The organism is Xanthobacter sp. YC-JY1 (assembly GCF_021730305.1).
Lineage (GTDB): Bacteria > Pseudomonadota > Alphaproteobacteria > Rhizobiales > Xanthobacteraceae > Xanthobacter > Xanthobacter flavus.
Map to the genome: position 1 here is coordinate 261,427 of NZ_CP032674.1, position 16,491 is coordinate 277,917.

12 protein-coding genes are annotated in these 16,491 nt (G+C 66.0%); 8 read left to right on the top strand and 4 right to left on the bottom strand.

Features of this window, described 5'->3' with window-relative positions; all coding sequences use genetic code 11:
* The first annotated feature begins 77 nt into the window (after nt 1-77).
* The 3 genes from D7006_RS01295 to D7006_RS01305 are packed head-to-tail and all read left to right on the top strand — an operon-like array spanning nt 78 to nt 4,912.
* The gene (locus D7006_RS01295) at nt 78-2,954 is read left to right on the top strand and encodes an FAD-dependent oxidoreductase (protein ID WP_237355264.1); all 2,877 of its coding nucleotides are present in this window, start codon (nt 78-80) and stop codon (nt 2,952-2,954) included.
* Between the two features lie 12 nt (nt 2,955-2,966).
* Nucleotides 2,967-3,488, top strand: a complete 522-nt coding sequence (locus tag D7006_RS01300) for an aromatic-ring-hydroxylating dioxygenase subunit beta (protein WP_229645515.1) — start codon at nt 2,967-2,969, stop codon at nt 3,486-3,488.
* A gap of 32 nt (nt 3,489-3,520) precedes the next feature.
* A complete protein-coding gene (locus tag D7006_RS01305) occupies nt 3,521-4,912 on the top strand; it encodes an amidase (protein WP_237355265.1) in 1,392 nt (463 codons plus the stop codon).
* A 40-nt stretch (nt 4,913-4,952) separates the two neighbouring features.
* Here D7006_RS01305 and D7006_RS01310 read toward each other — a convergent pair whose 3' ends face one another.
* Entirely contained in the window at nt 4,953-5,921 is a 969-nt protein-coding gene (locus D7006_RS01310) for an ABC transporter substrate-binding protein (RefSeq protein WP_237355266.1), read from the bottom strand.
* A 486-nt stretch (nt 5,922-6,407) separates the two neighbouring features.
* Here D7006_RS01310 and D7006_RS01315 point away from each other — a divergent pair, with 486 nt between their 5' ends.
* Nucleotides 6,408-6,926 (top strand): MarR family winged helix-turn-helix transcriptional regulator, encoded by a 519-nt coding sequence (locus tag D7006_RS01315; protein ID WP_210257949.1) that lies wholly within the window; start codon nt 6,408-6,410, stop codon nt 6,924-6,926.
* 97 nt (nt 6,927-7,023) lie between these two features.
* Here the strand turns inward: D7006_RS01315 and D7006_RS01320 are convergent, their stop codons facing one another.
* Nucleotides 7,024-8,499: a coniferyl aldehyde dehydrogenase gene (locus tag D7006_RS01320; RefSeq protein ID WP_237355267.1), complete on the bottom strand. Its 1,476-nt coding sequence runs from the start codon at nt 8,497-8,499 to the stop codon at nt 7,024-7,026.
* A 276-nt stretch (nt 8,500-8,775) separates the two neighbouring features.
* On the opposite strand from D7006_RS01320, the gene D7006_RS01325 reads away from it, so the two are divergent.
* The 4 genes from D7006_RS01325 to D7006_RS01340 all read left to right on the top strand — a co-directional run bounded on the left by D7006_RS01325 (nt 8,776) and on the right by D7006_RS01340 (nt 13,115).
* A complete protein-coding gene (locus tag D7006_RS01325; RefSeq protein ID WP_237355268.1) occupies nt 8,776-9,771 on the top strand; it encodes an ABC transporter substrate-binding protein in 996 nt (331 codons plus the stop codon).
* Between the two features lie 163 nt (nt 9,772-9,934).
* A complete protein-coding gene (locus D7006_RS01330) occupies nt 9,935-10,738 on the top strand; it encodes a shikimate dehydrogenase (protein ID WP_237355269.1) in 804 nt (267 codons plus the stop codon).
* The gene (locus tag D7006_RS01335) at nt 10,735-11,526 is read left to right on the top strand and encodes a 2-keto-4-pentenoate hydratase (protein WP_237355270.1); all 792 of its coding nucleotides are present in this window, start codon (nt 10,735-10,737) and stop codon (nt 11,524-11,526) included. Before D7006_RS01330 ends, D7006_RS01335 begins: the two co-directional genes overlap by 4 nt.
* Before the next feature lie 59 nt (nt 11,527-11,585).
* A complete protein-coding gene (locus D7006_RS01340; RefSeq protein WP_237355271.1) occupies nt 11,586-13,115 on the top strand; it encodes an ATP-binding protein in 1,530 nt (509 codons plus the stop codon).
* Between the two features lie 97 nt (nt 13,116-13,212).
* Here D7006_RS01340 and D7006_RS25365 read toward each other — a convergent pair whose 3' ends face one another.
* The gene (locus tag D7006_RS25365; RefSeq protein ID WP_371745016.1) at nt 13,213-14,895 is read right to left on the bottom strand and encodes an enoyl-CoA hydratase-related protein; all 1,683 of its coding nucleotides are present in this window, start codon (nt 14,893-14,895) and stop codon (nt 13,213-13,215) included.
* Between the two features lie 18 nt (nt 14,896-14,913).
* Entirely contained in the window at nt 14,914-16,389 is a 1,476-nt protein-coding gene (locus D7006_RS01355; RefSeq protein WP_237355272.1) for a hypothetical protein, read from the bottom strand.
* Between the last annotated feature and the right edge of the window lie 102 nt (nt 16,390-16,491).

Below are 16,491 nucleotides of genomic sequence, written 5' to 3' on the forward strand. Positions count from 1 at the left end.
TTTGAATGCCGGGTGCCTTGTCGCCCGAAAATAGAAAGTATACTGATTAAATTCGCCGGAAACGGTGGGAGGACGCGATGGGCTTCAGGAAGGTGGCGGAACTCGACGCGCTGCGCGACGGCGGCGTCACCGGCGTCGAGGTGGACGGTGTTCCTATCGCCTTGTTTCGTATGGGAAATGAGGTCCACGCCACCCACGGCATCTGCACCCACGCGCTGGCTTTCCTGAAGGACGGCTATGTGGAGGACGGCACCATCGAGTGCCCCCTCCACCAGGGCGTCTTCGACATCCGCACGGGCCGCGCTTTGTGCGCCCCCCTGACCCGAGACCTCGCCACCTACGCCGCCAAGGTGGAGGGCGGCGCGGTGCTCGTCGATCTCGACAGAGCCAGCGACAGCCCCGCTGCGGAGGGTGAGGCGGATGCCGACCAAGTGATTGAAATCAAAAGTGTCGAGCCACTTCCTCTGGTGATCGCCGGCGCTGGGCAGGCGGCGGCCGCTGCCATCCGCGCGGCCCGGGCGGCCGGCTTTTCCGCGCCGATCCACCTCGTCGGCGCCGAGCCGCATCTGCCCTATGAACGGCCTCCGCTCTCCAAGGAAGCGCTGGGCGACGCCTTCGATCCCGCGTCCGCCTGCCGCCTCCCGCCCGCCGACGTGGCGGCGCTGGGCGTGACCTTCCATCCCGGCGTGCGTGTCGCCGCCGTCGATGCGGAGGGACGTATCGCAACCCTCTCGGATGGAACGGAAATTCCCTACGCCGCCCTCCTCATCGCCACCGGTGGTGCGGCCCGGCGGCTCGGTGTTCCCGTCGACGATCTGCCCGGCGTGCATCACCTCAGAACTCTTGAGGATGCACAATCCATCGCCGCCTCCCTTGCATCCGCACGCACCGTTGCCGTGGTCGGCGGCGGCTTCATCGGGCTGGAGCTCGCCTCCGCAGCGCGTGCCCGCGGCCTTAAGGTGGTGCTGCTGGAGCGTGAGGACGAACTGATGTCGCGCCTCCTGCCGCCGGCCCTTGGCGCGGCCTTCCGCCGGCTCGCGCAAGCCAATGGCGTCGATGTCCGGCGCGATGTCGCGGTCGAGGCCATCACTGCGCGGGACGGGGCTCTGGCTCTCGCGACCACGGCGGGCGAAATCGTCGCTGACACTGTTCTGGTGGGCGTCGGCCTTGTGCCGGAGACCGAGCTTGCGGCCCTTGCCGGCTGCGAGGTGGCGGGCGGCATCGTGGTGGATTCTGCCGGCCGCACCTCCGTCGAGGGCATATGGGCGGCTGGCGATTGCGCGCTCCATCATGCGCCGCTCAACGGCCGGCGCGGGCGGCTCGAAAGCTGGCAGAATGCCGAGGAGCAGGGCGCCGCCGCCGGCCGCAGCATCGCCGGCGACGACACCATCCGCGCAGAGAAGGCGCCCTGGTTCTGGACTGACCAGTTCGGCCTCAATATCCAGATGCTGGGCGTGCCGGCCACCAGCGACGAGGTGGCCCTGAGCGGCACCGACGGCGCTGCCGGCGCTGTCTACCGCACCCTCGCGGACGGGCGCGTCACCGCCGTGATCGCTTTCTCTGATGCCGCCGCCATCCGCGCCGCCCGCGCGGAATTGGCGTCCGACACCCCCTTCGACCTTGCCGCCCACGGCGCGCGTCTTCTTGCGCCGGGAGAATTCGAACCCACGCCGATCGATCCCGAGGAGGACGACATGAGCGCGAGCCCCGACTTCCAGTTCGCCAAGAAATACGTATGGCCGCAGGAAGGCCTCTCCATCATCCCGGATTGGGTCTACACGGACGAGACCGTGTACCAGCGCGAGGTGGAGCGCATCTTCCACGGTCGCACATGGAATTTCGTCGCGCTGGAATGCGAGATCGAGAATCCCGGCGACTTCATCCGGTCCAATGTTGGCCCCACCCCCGTGGTGGTGGCCCGTGCGGAAGATGGGACGATCCACGTCTTCGAGAACCGCTGCGCCCATCGCGCGGCCGAGTTCTGCCGGGATTTGTCGGGCAATGCGAAGGAGTTCGTCTGCCCCTATCACCAGTGGTCCTACGACCTGAAGGGCAACCTCGTGGGCGTGCCCTTCCGCCGTGGGGTGGACGGCAAGGGCGGCATGCCGAAGGACTTCAAGCCGGCCGACCATGGCCTGAAGCAGCTTCACGTCACCACCCATCGCGGCGTCGTCTTCGCCTCCTATGCGGACGGCATGGAGAGCTTCCCGGACTATCTCGGCCCCGAGGTGCTGCGCGAGTTCGAGGCCACCTTCGACGGCCGCAAGCCCAAGTTGCTCGGCCATTACCGCCATAGCCTGCCGGGCAACTGGAAGCTCTATCACGAGAACCTCAAGGACCCCTATCACGCGACCCTTCTGCACACCTTCCTGGTCACGTTCGGCCTGCTGGTGGCGGGCAACAAGTCGCTGATGCTGGCGGACCCTTCCGGCCGGCACGGGGTGATGGCCTCCGCCAAGTCGGACACCACCCATATCGACGCCGACAAGAAGAAGGAAATGCGCGCCTACAAGGAGGGAATGACCCTCGAGGAGCCGCGCTTCATGGACTTCATCGACGAGTTCGACAGTCCCTGGTCCGTCACCATGGCGACCATCTGGCCGAACCTCATCGTGCAGCGGGAGATGAACACGCTGGGCATCCGCCATATCGTGCCGACCGGTCCGAACGAGTTCATCATGAAATGGACCATGTTCGGCTTCGAAGGGGACGACGAGGAGATGACCCGCCATCGCCTGCGCCAGGGCAACCTCATGGGGCCGGCCGGCTTCCTTGGGCTGGAGGACAACGAGGCCATCAAGTTTGTGCAGGATGGCATGCTCGGCGTGCCGGGCGGCGAGCATCTCGTAAAGCTCGATCCCGGCACCGAGGCGGGCACCGCCGATACGCTCATTTCGGAAGCGGCCATCCGTGCCATGTACCGCCACTGGCGCGACGCCATGGGCATCGCCTGAGGAGGTGCGAACATGCTGAACCCTGCAAGCGCCAACGCGCCTTCCCGTGACGATCTTATCGATGCGCTGCTGCTGAAGGCCGAGGTGGAGGCCTTCAACGAGGCCTATGCCTCCGCGCTCGACGAGCAGCGCCTCGCGGACTGGGCCGAGATGTTCACCGTCAATGGCTTCTACAACATCATCTCGCGCGAGAACTACGACCGGAAGCTGCCGGTGGGCCTCATCTATTGCGAGAACCGCGGCATGATCCGCGACCGCGCCTTCGCGCTGGAAAAGACCGCCATGTTCGCGCCGCGCTACCTGCGGCACATGGTCGGCAACATCAAGGTCGCGGAGGCCGCGGACGGCAGCATCGATGCCACGGCGAACTACGTGGTGTTCCAGGTGCTGTTCGACCGGCCGGATGCGACCATCCATCAGGTGGGGCGCTACATCGACCGCTTCGTGCGGGAGGAGGGGGGCCTCAAGCTCGCCTCGCGCATCTGCATCTATGACAGCCTGCTCATCGACAACGCCTTGTGCATCCCGGTGTGAGCATGGAACGGAACCGGGGAGAAGGCGAAGTCGTGCGCCTTGCTGCAGCTCATTCGGCCGGCACGCGGCGGGTGACGGAAACCGTGGAAGGGGCGCTGGCACGTGCGGAGGCGGCCCAGGCGGGCTTCAACTGCTTCGCCGCCATTGATGGCGCTGGGGCCCGCGCCGCTGCGGCGGATATGGACGCCCGCATCGCTGCTGGACAGGTGCCGGGGCCGCTCACCGGTGTGCCGGTCTCGGTCAAGGACATCCTGGACTGTGCCGGCCTGCCGACACGCTGGGGCTCGCTGCTGTTCGCCGAGGCGCAGCCCGCGGCCTCGGACATCGCGGCCGTGTCGCGGCTCAGGGCGGCCGGCGCCATCATCATCGGCAAGACGACGACGACGGAATTTGCCCATTCGCCAATCGGCTCGTCGCCCCTGACTGGACTGACGCTCAACCCCTTCGCGTCGGGGCTGACCTGCGGTGGCTCCTCCTCCGGCGCCGGGACGAGCGTCGCTCTGGGGGTGACGCCTGTATCGCTCGCCACCGATGCCGGCTGCTCCAGCCGCCTGCCGGCCGCCGCGACGGGGACCTATGGCTTCAAGCCCACCCTCGGCCTCGTGCCCCACGAGCGGGTGCCGGATGCGTTCGGCAGCTTCATCCATCTCGGGCTGATCGCCCGCAGCGTGGCCGACATCGCGGCGACGCTGCCGGTGATCGCAGGACCGTCGCCGGCTGACCCCTGGAGTCTGCGGGCGCCGCCACTCGCCCCGGCCGCGGCAGGTCTGGAGGGCTCCCGCGTGCTCCTGTGGATGCGCGCCGGCAATGCCCGCGTCTCGCGCGAGGTCGAGGCCGCGACCCGGGTGGCGGCGCAGGCGCTGGAGCGTCTCGGCGCAGAGGTGGTCGAGGAGGACTACGCCCTCGCCGCGCCCGATCCGATCTGGAGCACCCTGCAGCAGACCAACTGGGCGCTGCGTTTCGCCTCGACCTCCGCAGACGATTTCGCGCGGCTGTCGCCGGCGTTGCGGGCCGGGATCGAGGCCGCGCGGGGCTTCAGCGCGCTCGATCTGATGCGGGCGCAGGTGGCCCGTGCCCAGTTGTTCCGGGGCGTTCAGGCGAAGTTCGCGCAGTACGACTTCATCCTGACCCCCTGCCTGTCAGCCCCGCTGGTGGCGGCGGACTTCGACCTTTCGGAGCCGCTGGTGATCGACGGCGAGGCGGTCGGTCCGCTTCGGGCGGAATGGACATCGGCCCTGTCCCTGTTCGACCTGTCCGGCCACCCCGCGCTCGCCGTTCCCGTCGGGCTTGCGGAAAATGGCGGTCCGCTCGCCGTCCAACTGGTGGGACGGTGGAACGCCGACATGGCGCTGCTTTCGGCTGCTGCGGGACTTGCGGCTCAGATCCCCGCTCCGGTCTGTCCCGCCGCGGCGCTTTCCGTCTGAGACGTCCCGCAGCCGGGTGGCCGGCTGCGGGAGATGCGTCCTATTTCCCGGATGCGATCCGGCTCGACAGATTGGTATCGATCAAGTCGTTGGTGAAATAGCTGGGCGCAGCCTGACCTGCAGGCACCAGCCCGCCTTCCGCCAGCACGTCCAGCGCCTTGGTCCAATCGGCCTCGGCCATGATGCCCATGGGCTTGTCCTGGGTGGCCGGGGTGGAGACGAAGCCCTTCAGCACGTCGATCTGCTGACGCAGGATGGCCGGATTGAGCTTGGCGTTGGGTCGCGCCTCCACGATGGCGGCAACGGCCTCATCCTCGTGTCCGTTCATGATGTAGGTCCACATGCCGGCAACGATGCTCGAGAAGCGGCGCAGGGCGTCGGCCTTGGCCGCGATGCTCTTCTCCGTCGCGAACAGGCCGAAGCTGGGGAAGGCCAGTCCATAGGTCGTGAAATTGATGGTGTTGGACGGGCGCTGCGCATTCACCACCGGCAGGATGAAGGGCACGGTGGAGAAGACCCCGTCCGAGCGTCCCGCCATGTAGGTGCCGCCCTTTGCGGACGCATCCACGGCCACCAGTTCCACGTCCGAGCGCTTCAGGCCGCCCGCGGCCAGGAAGCGATCGATGAAGGGGGCCTCCAGCGAGCCCGCGGTGAAGGCGAGCTTCTTGCCCTTCAGGTCGGCCGGACCGTTGATGCCGCTGTCTTTCGGAACGAGGAGGCCGATGTCGTTCTGGCGTATGAAGCCGGCGATGGCCTTCACCGGCAATCCCTTGGCGCGGGCGATCGCCATGGGGGCGAGAGACGCATGGCCCACGTCATATTCGCCATTGCCGACGATCTGCACGGTGGACACGGAGCCGATACCATCCACCAGCTCCACGTCGAGCCCGTTCGCGGCGAACAGGCCTTTCTTTGCGGCAAGGTGGAACGGGGCATGGTTACCCCATGGCGTCCAGTCGAGCCGTACGCGGATCACATCTGCTGCATGTGCTGGGAGGGTAATCAGCATACAGCTCATAATTGATGCAAGGAGGGCCGGGGCAGACAGTCCAAACATCGGATTGATCCTTTTCTGATAGCGCTTCCAGTGTTCTTGCCTCACGGGAAAAGCCCGTATCGAGCGTGATACAATGTGGTACACTGCACGAAACGTGCCCTTGGTGGGAAGGCTCTTCCAGAGCGGGATTCGACGAGAGGTGCTGGCGCTTGCCGGCGTGGCGGTGGTTGTGCTCCCATCCTTTCCGGCCAAGGCGTTATGCAGCGCAGTGCAGTCTCGCGCCGCCGTTCGAGAAAGATGGAAGGTGAGGCCTTGAAGGGGAAGGACATGACGGCTTCCGGCGCCTTGGACGCAACCGCCGCCCGTGGTCGGGATGCGGGACGCCGGCGAAGGGGGGCGCAGAAGGCCCAGGAGATCGGACAGTCCCCCGAGCAGGAGCCGGCACGTGCGCGGAACAGAGCGGCTTCGTCCGTTCGCGCGGATGCTGAGCCCCGGGAGATGCCTGCCGCTCGCGATGGTTCTTCGCCGACCATGCCGCTCTGGGAGCGCCCTGGCTATCTCGTGCGCCGGCTGCACCAGATCCACTCCGCCATCTTCCTGGAGGAGTGCAAGGCCTTCAACATCACGCCCGTGCAGTACGGCCTGATGACCACGTTGCTCCAGCATTCCGGCAGCGACCAGCGCACCATCGGCGTCGAGGTGGGCATCGACCGCACCAACGTCGCTGACGTGCTGGAACGGCTTTCCGAGCGCGGCCTCGTCCGCCGCGAGCGGTCGGAGACGGACCGGCGCGCCATGAACGCCTTCCTCACCGAGCAGGGGCGGGCGCTAGTGGGCGAGATGTACAGCGCCATGGTTCGCGCCCAGCAGCGCCTGCTGGAGCCGCTTGATCCGGAGTATCGCTCGGCCTTCCTCGCCATGCTGACCCAGCTGGTGGAGGGCAACAATCACTACAGCCGCGCGGAGCTGAAGGCCGATTTCAAGGTCCGCCGCCGTCGCGGCCGGGAAGAGGATTGAACGGCAGGCCGAGGTCTGACCCGTTCGTCCCAAGTCGGGCAATGAAATCAGTGGGCGGGCCTCGTGCCATCGGCTCTTCTTGACACACCCCGAACGCTCAGCCCTTCCGTCGTCCGATCATCAGGTCGGCGACGAAGCGGGCGAAGCGGCCGTAGGGCGGTCCCAGCCATTCCAGCACGTTGACCGGGCCCGCGACATGCACCGCCCGTGCATGGGAGAGGCGCAGGAAGCCGTCGCGGCCATGATAGGCGCCCATGCCGCTCGGTCCGACGCCGCCGAAGGGCAGCCCCTCCTGCGCCACGTGCAGCAATGTGCCGTTCACTGTCACGCCGCCCGATGTCGCGCCGCCGAGCAGCTTTTCGCGCATGGCGCGGTCATGGGTGAAGCAATAGAGCGCCAGAGGCCGCTCCCGCGCGACGATGAAGGCCAGGGCGTCGTCGAGGTTCTGGTAGGGGACGATGGGTAAGACCGGACCGAAGATCTCCTCCCGCAGGAGCACGCTGTCCGGCGGGGCATCCAGCACGATGCTGGGCGGAAAGCGCCCCCTCTCTCCCTCGATCCCATGCACGAAGGTGCGCGCCCCGCCCACGCGGGCCTCCTCGACGGCTGCAGCAAGCCACTGGAAGTGTCGCGGCTCGATGACGGCGGTATAGTCGGTATTGTCCTCGATGGCCGGCCAGGCGCGCCGGACCTCTGCGAGGATGGCCTCAGCGAGTTCCTCGGTCTTGTCGTGGGGTGCCAGCACATAGTCCGGCGCCACGCAGGTCTGGCCCGCGTTCAGGAACTTGCCGAGCGCGATGCTGCGCGCGGCGGCGGCGAGGGGATAGTCCGGGCAGACGATGGCCGGTGACTTGCCGCCCAGCTCCAGCGTTACGGGCGTGAGGTTCGGTGCCGCAGCGGCCAGAACCTTGCGGGCGACAGCGCCGGAGCCGGTGAAGACGATATGATCGAACGGCAGGGCGCAGAAGGCCGACGCAACCTCCGGCCCTCCGGTGACGACCGCGACGCGATCCGCGGGAAAGGCCTCGCCTATCAGGCGCGCCAGCAGGGCGGAGAAGCAGGGCGTCAGCTCGGACGGCTTCAGCAGCGCCCGGTTGCCGGCGGCGAGCGCATCCACCAGCGGCGAGAGCGTGAGCAGCAGGGGATAGTTCCAGGGCGACAGGATGCCGACGACCCCCAGCGGCTCGTGCCGCACATAGGCGCGGGACGGCAGGAACTGCCATGCCACAAGCCGCCGCTCCGGACGCATCCAGCGGGCGAGATGGCGCCGGGCGTGGCGCACGGCGCCGAGCAGCGGCACCGCTTCGAGAAGTTCCGTCTCGGCAACCGCCCGCCCGCCGAAATCCTGCGAGATGGCCTGGGCGATCTCGGAAAGATGGCTGCGCACCATCGTTTCCAGCGCCGACAAGGCCTGCCGGCGGGCCTCGGCCGGTGGGGGAGGCTCTTGCCGCGAGGCGTGTCGCTGGGCGGCGAAGAGCTGAGCCATAAGGGCCAGCGGGGTGTCGCCCTGCGGCGGATGGGGCTCCGTCCCTTCCGTCGGGGTCTGCTCCGCCGTTCGGCCTGGCCCGCTCACGCCATTCTCCGGATTCTCGCCCCCGCAGGGTGCAGATTGTAGGCCCACAAGGCTCGAGATCAGCGACAAAATTTGCAGGTACGATTTTCCGCACACCGCCGCCTCGGAAGGGCATTTGACAGGTCACGTGTCGGACGTAACTATATGGTTAGATAATCGAGGCCGAACCCCTCCGCACGGTGGGGCGGCCGCCCGTTCCAACCACCCGCCAAGGTGGTGGAACGGAGACAATCAACAAGGCTCGCCAAGATGCGAGCGCGTGAGCGGGAGGATAGAATGGCGCTTGGGAAGACATTCGGCGCATGGGCTCTGGGTGCCGCGAGCATATTGCTGTGCAGCACCCTCTCAGCTGCCGCAGCGGACAAGGTGACGCTGCTGCTGAACTGGTACAATTACGGCGAACACGCCCCCTTCTATCTCGGTATCGAGAAAGGCTATTTCCCAGCGGAAGGCATTGAGCTTTCCGTGGAGGAGGGGCGCGGCTCCGGGGCGACCGTGCAGGCGGTGGCGGCGGGGTCGGCGACGTTCGGCTATGCGGATTTCGGCACCATGGTGAAGGCGGCCGTCAAGGGCGCCCCCATCAAGGCCGTGGGCATCATGCTGCAGAAAAGCCCCATGGCCGTGCAAGGTTTTGCGGACAAGAACATCCGCACTCCCAAGGACATGATTGGTAAGACTGTCGTCTATACGCCAGGCGACAGCTTTTCCCAGCTGTGGCCGGCCCTTCTGAAGGTTAACGGCATCCAGGACAACCAGGTGAAGGTCATCACCGGTGATGCCGCCACCAAGCGCAATGCTGTGATTTCCGGCCAGGCCGACTTCCTCCTCGGCAACGTCAACGACCAGAAACCGCTGATCGAGGAAGCCACCGGAAAGCCTGTCTACGCAATGCTTTTCGCCGATTTCGGCGTCAATACGGTGAACGGCTCCGTCATCGTGCGGCCGGATCTTCTGGAGAAAAACCCCGACCTGGCCAAGCGTTTCCTGCGCGCGCTGCAGAAGTCCATCGCCGAAGCCAAGTCAAATCCGCAGGCTGCCGTGGATGCCATGCTGAAGGTGAACCCCAAGGCCGGCAAACGCGAGACTCTTCTTGCCAGCTGGACTGTGACCCTGCCGCTTCTCCACACCGCCCTCACCGAGAAGAAGCCGCCCCTGTGGACGGACCCCAAGGATATTTCCGGCACGCTGGATATACTCAGCAAATACTCCGGCGTGGAGCTTGATCCCGCCCAGGGCGGCAAGTTCTACACCAACGATTTCCTGCCGAACTGACCGCGATGTCGGTGCTGTCAGGCCCCCTTTCACCGGGGGAATCGGTGCCGTTCGGCAGCCTGTCAGCTGAATCGAAACGGCCCCCGCCCGCAAGGCGGGGGCAGGCGCGCCTCAAATCGCGCTCCGAAAACCACCTAACCGGATAGTTACTGCAGGAGCCCCCATGGTCGCCGGCACCGCCCGCCTCTATGCCATCATCGGCGATCCCGTCGGCCATGTGCGCACGCCGCTCGTGTTCAATGCGTATTTCGCCGAGCACGGCATCGATGCCGTCTGCGTGCCCATCCACATCCGCCCGGACCAACTCGAAACCGCCATGGCGGGTCTCAAGGCCATCGCCAATCTGGATGGCTTCATCGTCACGGCGCCGCACAAGGCGCGGGTGGCGGGCATTGTAGACCGGCTGGTGGGGGACGGGGATAAGGTGGGCGCGGTGAACACGGTACGGCGGGAGGCGGATGGCACCTTCACCGGCACCATGCTGGATGGACACGGCTTCGTCGCCGGCCTCGCCAAGGCGGGCTGGGGGCCGCAGGGCAAATCCGTCTACATCGCCGGTGCCGGCGGGGCGGCGAGCGCCATTGCCTTCGCGCTGGCGGGGGCGGGCATGGCGCGGCTCACGATCTTCGATCGCACGCCCGCCATGGGGCAGGCGCTGCTTAAGCGGGTGAAGGCGGCCTACCCGCACATCGAGACGGCCTTCGGCACGCGCGACCCCTCCGGCCATGATCTGGCGGTGAATGCGACGCCGCTGGGCCTTGAGCCCTCCGATCCCTTCTCCTTCGATGTGGAGAAGGCGGACCCGGAAACCCTCGTCGCCGAGGTGCTGATGAAGCCGGAGACGACGGCCCTGCTCCACGCCGCCGCCGCGCGCGGCTGCGCCATCCACCAAGGCAAGCACATGCTGGATGGCCAGCGCGACCTGATGATGGCCTATTTCGGCCTCGCCCCGCAGACCACGCCATGAAGACGGAAGACGCCGCCCGCCTCGCCGGCCTGCTGCACGCGGCGCGGCAGGACGCGCGCCTTGTGGACCTCTTGGCGGAGCTGCCCGCCGACACCCTTCTGCCCGCGACGCCGGAGGAGGCCTATCAGGTGCAGGCCGAGATCGTCCGCCTGTCCGGCGAGACCATCCGCGGCTGGAAGGTCACGGCGCTGAAGGAAGAAGACCGCGCGGCCTATGGCGGCACGCGGCCGGTGGCCGGGCCGCTGCTCTCCGGCTGGGTGTTTCCGTCGCCTGCGGAGGTGCCGCTCTCCCGCTTCGTCGCGCCTCTCTTGGAATGCGAATTCGCCTTCCTGCTGGGCCGAGACCTGCCCCCGCGCGAAACGCCCTACACGCAGGAGGAGATCGCGGATGCGGTGGCCGCGCTGCTCCCCGCCTTCGAGATCGCCGATGGCCGCGTGCCCCCGGATGCCCCCGGCGCCCTGCGCCTCGCCGACAGCATGGGCAACGGCGCCTTCATCCCCGGCCCGCCGGTGACCGACTGGCGCGCCCTCGACCGCGCCGGCCCCGTCACGCTCTTCATCGATGGCATCGAGATCGAGACCGGCAGCGGCGTCCGCATCCTCGGCGACCCGCTCAAGGCCGTCCAGCACCTCGCCAACGCCCAGCCCTTGTGCGCGCCCTTGCGGGCGGGGCAGATCGTGACCACCGGCACGGCGACGGCGCCGGTGCGGTTGGAGCGCGCGGGCCGGGTGGAGGCGGATTTCGGGGCGGTGGGGAGGGTGGGGGCTGGTCTATGGTCAACAACTTAGGCTTGTATTTACGCGCAGACTCGGGCAGTTTTTTGCGCCATCTTCTGCTCGGATTCACGATGACTGAACGCGCAAACCCACTTCGTCGACTTGAATTGCCCCGCCGGTGGGAATTTCTTGCGGAGCGGGCCGCGAAGGCGGAGGTGGACCCTAGCGAGGTTGTAGAGCGTGTCGACGACGCGGCTCTTCGGATTGACGCTCTGCTTCGGCGCACGCGCGATGGCGGAGGAGGTGTCATCGAAGTGATATACGGTCTGTCCGGGTCAGGGAAGACAACGTTTCTACAAACTCTTCCTCGTTTTTTTGAGGGTGTCAGAGTGGTTAGTTTCCCCAAAGAGAGCCCTCTGTCTGATCTTCCAAAATTCGTAAAAAATGGCGTGATTCCGGGAGATGATAAGAGCAGGATTGTGTTGATAGATCGGCGCGATAACCCTACGGCTGCCGAGCTCGCAATGGTTGAGGAGGTGTTTGGAGAGCTTCTGAACACTTTTCGTGAGCCGGGGGGTGATGCGGTGGTTCTTTGGCCGATCACTAAGCCTGAAAGTGCAGATCATATCTCCACTACAGCATGGTCAGTCGGACGAGATTCGATGGCTGACGCCGATTCGAGCGGTCAATTCCATTTCAAAGGAATTGGAAAGAATCGATATTTTGATCTTGCTGACAATACTAGCCGTACTTTAACAGGCGATGGATTGGAGGCGTTTGGTATAACGCGGGAGGCGGCGGTAGAGGTTATTCCAAAGTGCGATACGATCTCCGATTTTTATTCAAAAGTAACGGCAATATCGAATCAAAATAGAGACGAAACTTGGTCAATTCTCAAGAAAAAATCAGTATCTCATCTTTGGATTGTGTTGCCGGGTGATGACGTGAAGATACTGAATGCAACCGCAGATGCGCTCACACAAGGAATTAAAAGCAAAATAGATATAGATAAAGTCGGAGAAATGATCGATCGACCGGATCAGGAGGCGCTATATGTGGCAGATTGGAAAAGTAGGCGCGGGCAATTAGCCCATTTATTGCGCGCAATCGATGTTCGACTTTTTGGGTTGCCACCGAATGTTTCGCTGGCGGCTGTTCGTTCTTTCGGCGATGATGCGTTGAAGGCTCGGTTGAAGCAGCCCGCTACAAATCTTGAGCAGTCGAAGCAAGCCATGAAATCCTGCCGATTGTACAAATCAATTTTGGATCAAGTTGGAATAGAGACATCCCCATATGCCGGCCCACGACAATTGAGCAAGGAAACCGTTGACGAATTCCTTCGGATTCAGGTCGCTGCGTCTAAGGATGATAAGCCGCTAAACAAGGCTCTTGGTCAATTAATAGCGGTTTGTCTTTCGGAAGACGCTCCATCATTGAAGGTAATAAGCGAAAAAAAATCGCTTCCGGGAAGCTCGTTGCAGCCAGATATCCAAATTGAGTTGGGCGATGGCGAGTACATATGCCTAGAGCCAACTTGGCGAACGAGCGGTGTTGGCGTGGCTGGTGAAATCAAGCAGGCGCAAAATACCCTTTCGGAGGCGCACTTGAAGAAGTATGTTCTCGAAAAGGCCACGCAGTACGTTAAAGATATGGGGCTGTAATTCTGCAGTTTCGGTTGAGCCACTCCAAGTGGTTAATCGTTGTCGGTTGAATGGCGTCCGACTTGCCATCAAGGTGGTTTTTGAGGAACCCCACCCCTCAAAACCGCCCCTCCCGCCCCTCCTGAAACGCCGCAATCCCCTCCTGCCGGCCCCGGTCGCTCATGCAGATCACGTGCAGTTCGTTCTCGTGGCGGATGCCGGCCTCCAGCGGCATGGAGAGGGCGGCGCGGGTGGCGGCTTTGACGGCCTGGGTGGCGAGGGGGCTGAAGGTGGCGATGCGCTGGGCCAGCGCCGTGGCGTGCGCGTCGAGGGCGTCGTCTTCAATCACCTCCTCCACGAGGCCGATGGCGCGCGCGCGCTCCGCATCGATGGTGTCGCCGGAGAGCAGCAGGCGCATGGCCTGCCCGTAGCCCACGAGGCGCGGCAGCATCTGGGAGGCGCCGCCGCCGCCCACCCAGCCGCGCGTCACCTCCGGCGCGCCGAATTTCGCGGATGTGCCGGCGATGCGGATGTCCGCCCCAAGCGCGATCTCCAGCCCCCCGCCCAGCACCCAGCCGCGCAGCAGCGCGATGACGGGCTTGCGCATGTCGCGCACCACGGCGGCATATTCCACGCGGTTGCGGAAGGCCCAGAGGTCGGTGATCTCGCCGAGGGCGTTCATGTCCGAGCCGGCGGAAAACGCCTTCTCCCCGCCGCCGGTCAGCAGCACCACCCGCACCTGTTCGTCCGCATCCAGCGCCGCGCAGGCCGCCGCGAGGTCGCGGGCCATGGCGGGGGTGATGGCATTGTGCTTGCGCGGCCGGTCGATGACGAGGCGCGCCACCGCCCCCTCGTGGGTGACGCGGATGGCGCCGTCCGTGCCGGGGTCGCTCATGCTTCTTCTCCCATGCGCGCGGGCGGCGGAGCGGCGCTCCACCTCCTCGAAGATGGCGGAGACATCGCGGTCCGTGCCGCCATGGGCCATCATGTCCGTGAACAGGCCGGCGAGCGTGTCGAGCAAGGTGAGGCTCAGCCCCATCTCGCCCGCCAGCGCCTGCGCGGTCTTCAGGTCCTTCAGCTGATACTGCGCCGGGGAGCCGGGCACGAAATCCCGCGCCGCCATGCGCGCGCCGTGGAGGTTCAGCACCTTGGAGTCGCCGAAGCCGCCCATCAGCGCCGTGCGCAGGTTTTTAAGGTCCGCACCGCCCTTCGCGGCGAAGGCGAACGCCTCGGCGACGCCGGCCATGGCCGCGCCGACGATGATCTGGTTGGCGAGCTTGGCGAGCTGCCCCGTCCCCACCGGCCCGATGCGCGTCGCCCGCCCCATGGGGGCGAAGAGGGGGGAGAGGTCCGCGATGGTGGCTTCATCGCCCCCCGCGAGGATGGCGAGGGTGCCCTCCCGCGCCCCCACCTCGCCACCGGAGACGGGCGCATCCACGTAAGAGATGCCCCGCGCGGCGGCTTGCGCGGCCTGCGCCCGGCAGGTCTCCACGGGAATGGAGCTCATCACCACCAGCGACGCGCCCGGTTTCAGGGCATCGAGGACGGCGCCGGAGAACAGCACCTCGTCGATCACCGCGCCGGTGGAGAGCATCACCACCGCCGCCTCCGCCCCCTTGAGCGCTTGGGCGGGCGTCTCGGCGATGGTGGCGCCGCAGGCGAGCAGCGGCTCCGCCTTCGCCCGGCTGCGGTTCCAGGCGGCGACATGGAAGCCGGCCTGCGCGAGCCGCCGCGCCATGTGCCCGCCCATGATGCCGGTGCCGAGGAAGGCGATCCGCGCCCCCGGTGCGATCTCCGCCATGGCGTCCTCCCGGATGACTTAAGCGGTCTTCGCCGCCTTCTTCACCGCCGCGAGCTGCTTGAACTCTTCGGATTTCTTGTAGAACGCATCCAGCGGATAGCAGCCGGAGACGATGCCGTTGCGCGGCGCCGAGGTGCAGTCGGAGAAGGTGCGGCACACCTTCTTCTTCTGGAAGGCGCGGCCGTGCAGCACGTCCAGCGGCAGATCGGGATAGGAGAGCACCATGCGGCCGAGGCCGACGAAATCCGTCCAGCCCTGCCGCACAACCGCCTGCGCCACGTTGGGCAGGAATTCCTGCAGATAGGTGTAGCCGGAGCCGATGAGGGTAAAGTCCGGGAAGCGTCCCTTCAGCGCCCGCACCACCTCCAGATGGCGCATCACGCCCAGCAGCGGGTCTTCCGGCGGCTGGTAGCCGTCGGAGGGCGGATAGCTCGCCGGCCGCGTGACATGGGGATTGTAATAGGGGCTGCCGAGCGTGACGTTGACGAGGTGGATGTCCAGCGCCCGCAGCACCTCGAACATCTCGAAGGTTTCGTTGAGGTCGTAGGCCGTGGGGTCGCCCGCATCGGTGCCGAAGCCGTAGACATAGGGCAAAGCGCCGGCCGCGTTCTCCGGCACGCCGGGGCCGAGGATGCCCGGCACGCTCGCCGCCGGATCGGGCCGGTAGGCGATGAGGTCGATGGCCGAGAGGCGCACGCCGAACTTCAGCCCCGGGCAGGCGGCGCGGATGCCGGCGGCCAGTTCGCGCAGGAAGCGGGTGCGGTTCTCCAGCGATCCGCCGAAGACGCCGGGACGGGTGCGGGCGGAGAGGAATTCGTGGCCGAGATAGCCGTGGCAGTGCTTCAGGTCCACGAAGTCGAAGCCGCAGGCTTGGGCGCGCTTCGCGGCGGTGATGTAATCGTCGATCAGCCGCCAGATGTCGTCGTCCGACATCACCGGATACTCCTCCGGAATGCCGAACTTCCGGTCGAGCACCGGGTGGCGGTAGAGGATCATCTGCTCGAACTTGCGATTGTCGTTCGGCTTGCAGAAGCGGCCGGAATGGGTGAGCTGGAGGCCGATGACGAGGTTGTCGTCATTGCCGGTGGCCTCCCTGTGGGCCTCGATCACCGTCTCGCGCAGACCGGCGATGGCCGGCTGCGTCGCCTCGGTCATCACCAGCTGGAGCGGGTTGGCGCGCCCGTCATGGCGCACGGCCACCGCCTCGCCGCCATAGATGAGCTTCGCCCCGCTCTCGCCGAACCGCCGCCAGCGCCGCTTCGTGTTCTCGGTGGGGGCGCCCTCGCGGGTGCCGTCCCAGCCCTCCATGGGGTGGATGGCGAAGCGGTTGCCGATGGTCATGCCGTCCACGGTCAGCGGCGCGGCCAGCGGCTGGTCGGGGCCGTGGGCGACGATGTCGTCGCAGGGCATGTTTGCGCCCAGCTCGGCGAGATGCGCGCGAAAGCCGGCGACGCCGGAGAAGGACGTGATCTTCGGGAAATCCCCATACTTCATGGAGGGCTCCTTGGGGTGTTTCTCGGGGCGTTTCGGATGCGAGCCTTGCGGCGGGCGTTCTTGTTTATGTAACTGGTTAGTTAATATGGGTAAGGCGGGGCT

Excerpts from the sequence above, each read along its gene's own strand:
- D7006_RS01335 (WP_237355270.1), top strand. The coding sequence starts at position 10,735 with ATGAAGACGGAAGACGCCGCCCGCCTCGCCGGCCTGCTGCACGCGGCG.
- D7006_RS25365 (WP_371745016.1), bottom strand. The coding sequence starts at position 14,895 with ATGGCGGAGATCGCACCGGGGGCGCGGATCGCCTTCCTCGGCACCGGC.
- D7006_RS01325 (WP_237355268.1), top strand. The coding sequence starts at position 8,776 with ATGGCGCTTGGGAAGACATTCGGCGCATGGGCTCTGGGTGCCGCGAGC.
- D7006_RS01355 (WP_237355272.1), bottom strand. The coding sequence starts at position 16,389 with ATGAAGTATGGGGATTTCCCGAAGATCACGTCCTTCTCCGGCGTCGCC.
- D7006_RS01330 (WP_237355269.1), top strand. The coding sequence starts at position 9,935 with ATGGTCGCCGGCACCGCCCGCCTCTATGCCATCATCGGCGATCCCGTC.
- D7006_RS01310 (WP_237355266.1), bottom strand. The coding sequence starts at position 5,921 with ATGCTGATTACCCTCCCAGCACATGCAGCAGATGTGATCCGCGTACGG.
- D7006_RS01295 (WP_237355264.1), top strand. The coding sequence starts at position 78 with ATGGGCTTCAGGAAGGTGGCGGAACTCGACGCGCTGCGCGACGGCGGC.
- D7006_RS01315 (WP_210257949.1), top strand. The coding sequence starts at position 6,408 with ATGCCTGCCGCTCGCGATGGTTCTTCGCCGACCATGCCGCTCTGGGAG.
- D7006_RS01300 (WP_229645515.1), top strand. The coding sequence starts at position 2,967 with ATGCTGAACCCTGCAAGCGCCAACGCGCCTTCCCGTGACGATCTTATC.
- D7006_RS01340 (WP_237355271.1), top strand. The coding sequence starts at position 11,586 with ATGACTGAACGCGCAAACCCACTTCGTCGACTTGAATTGCCCCGCCGG.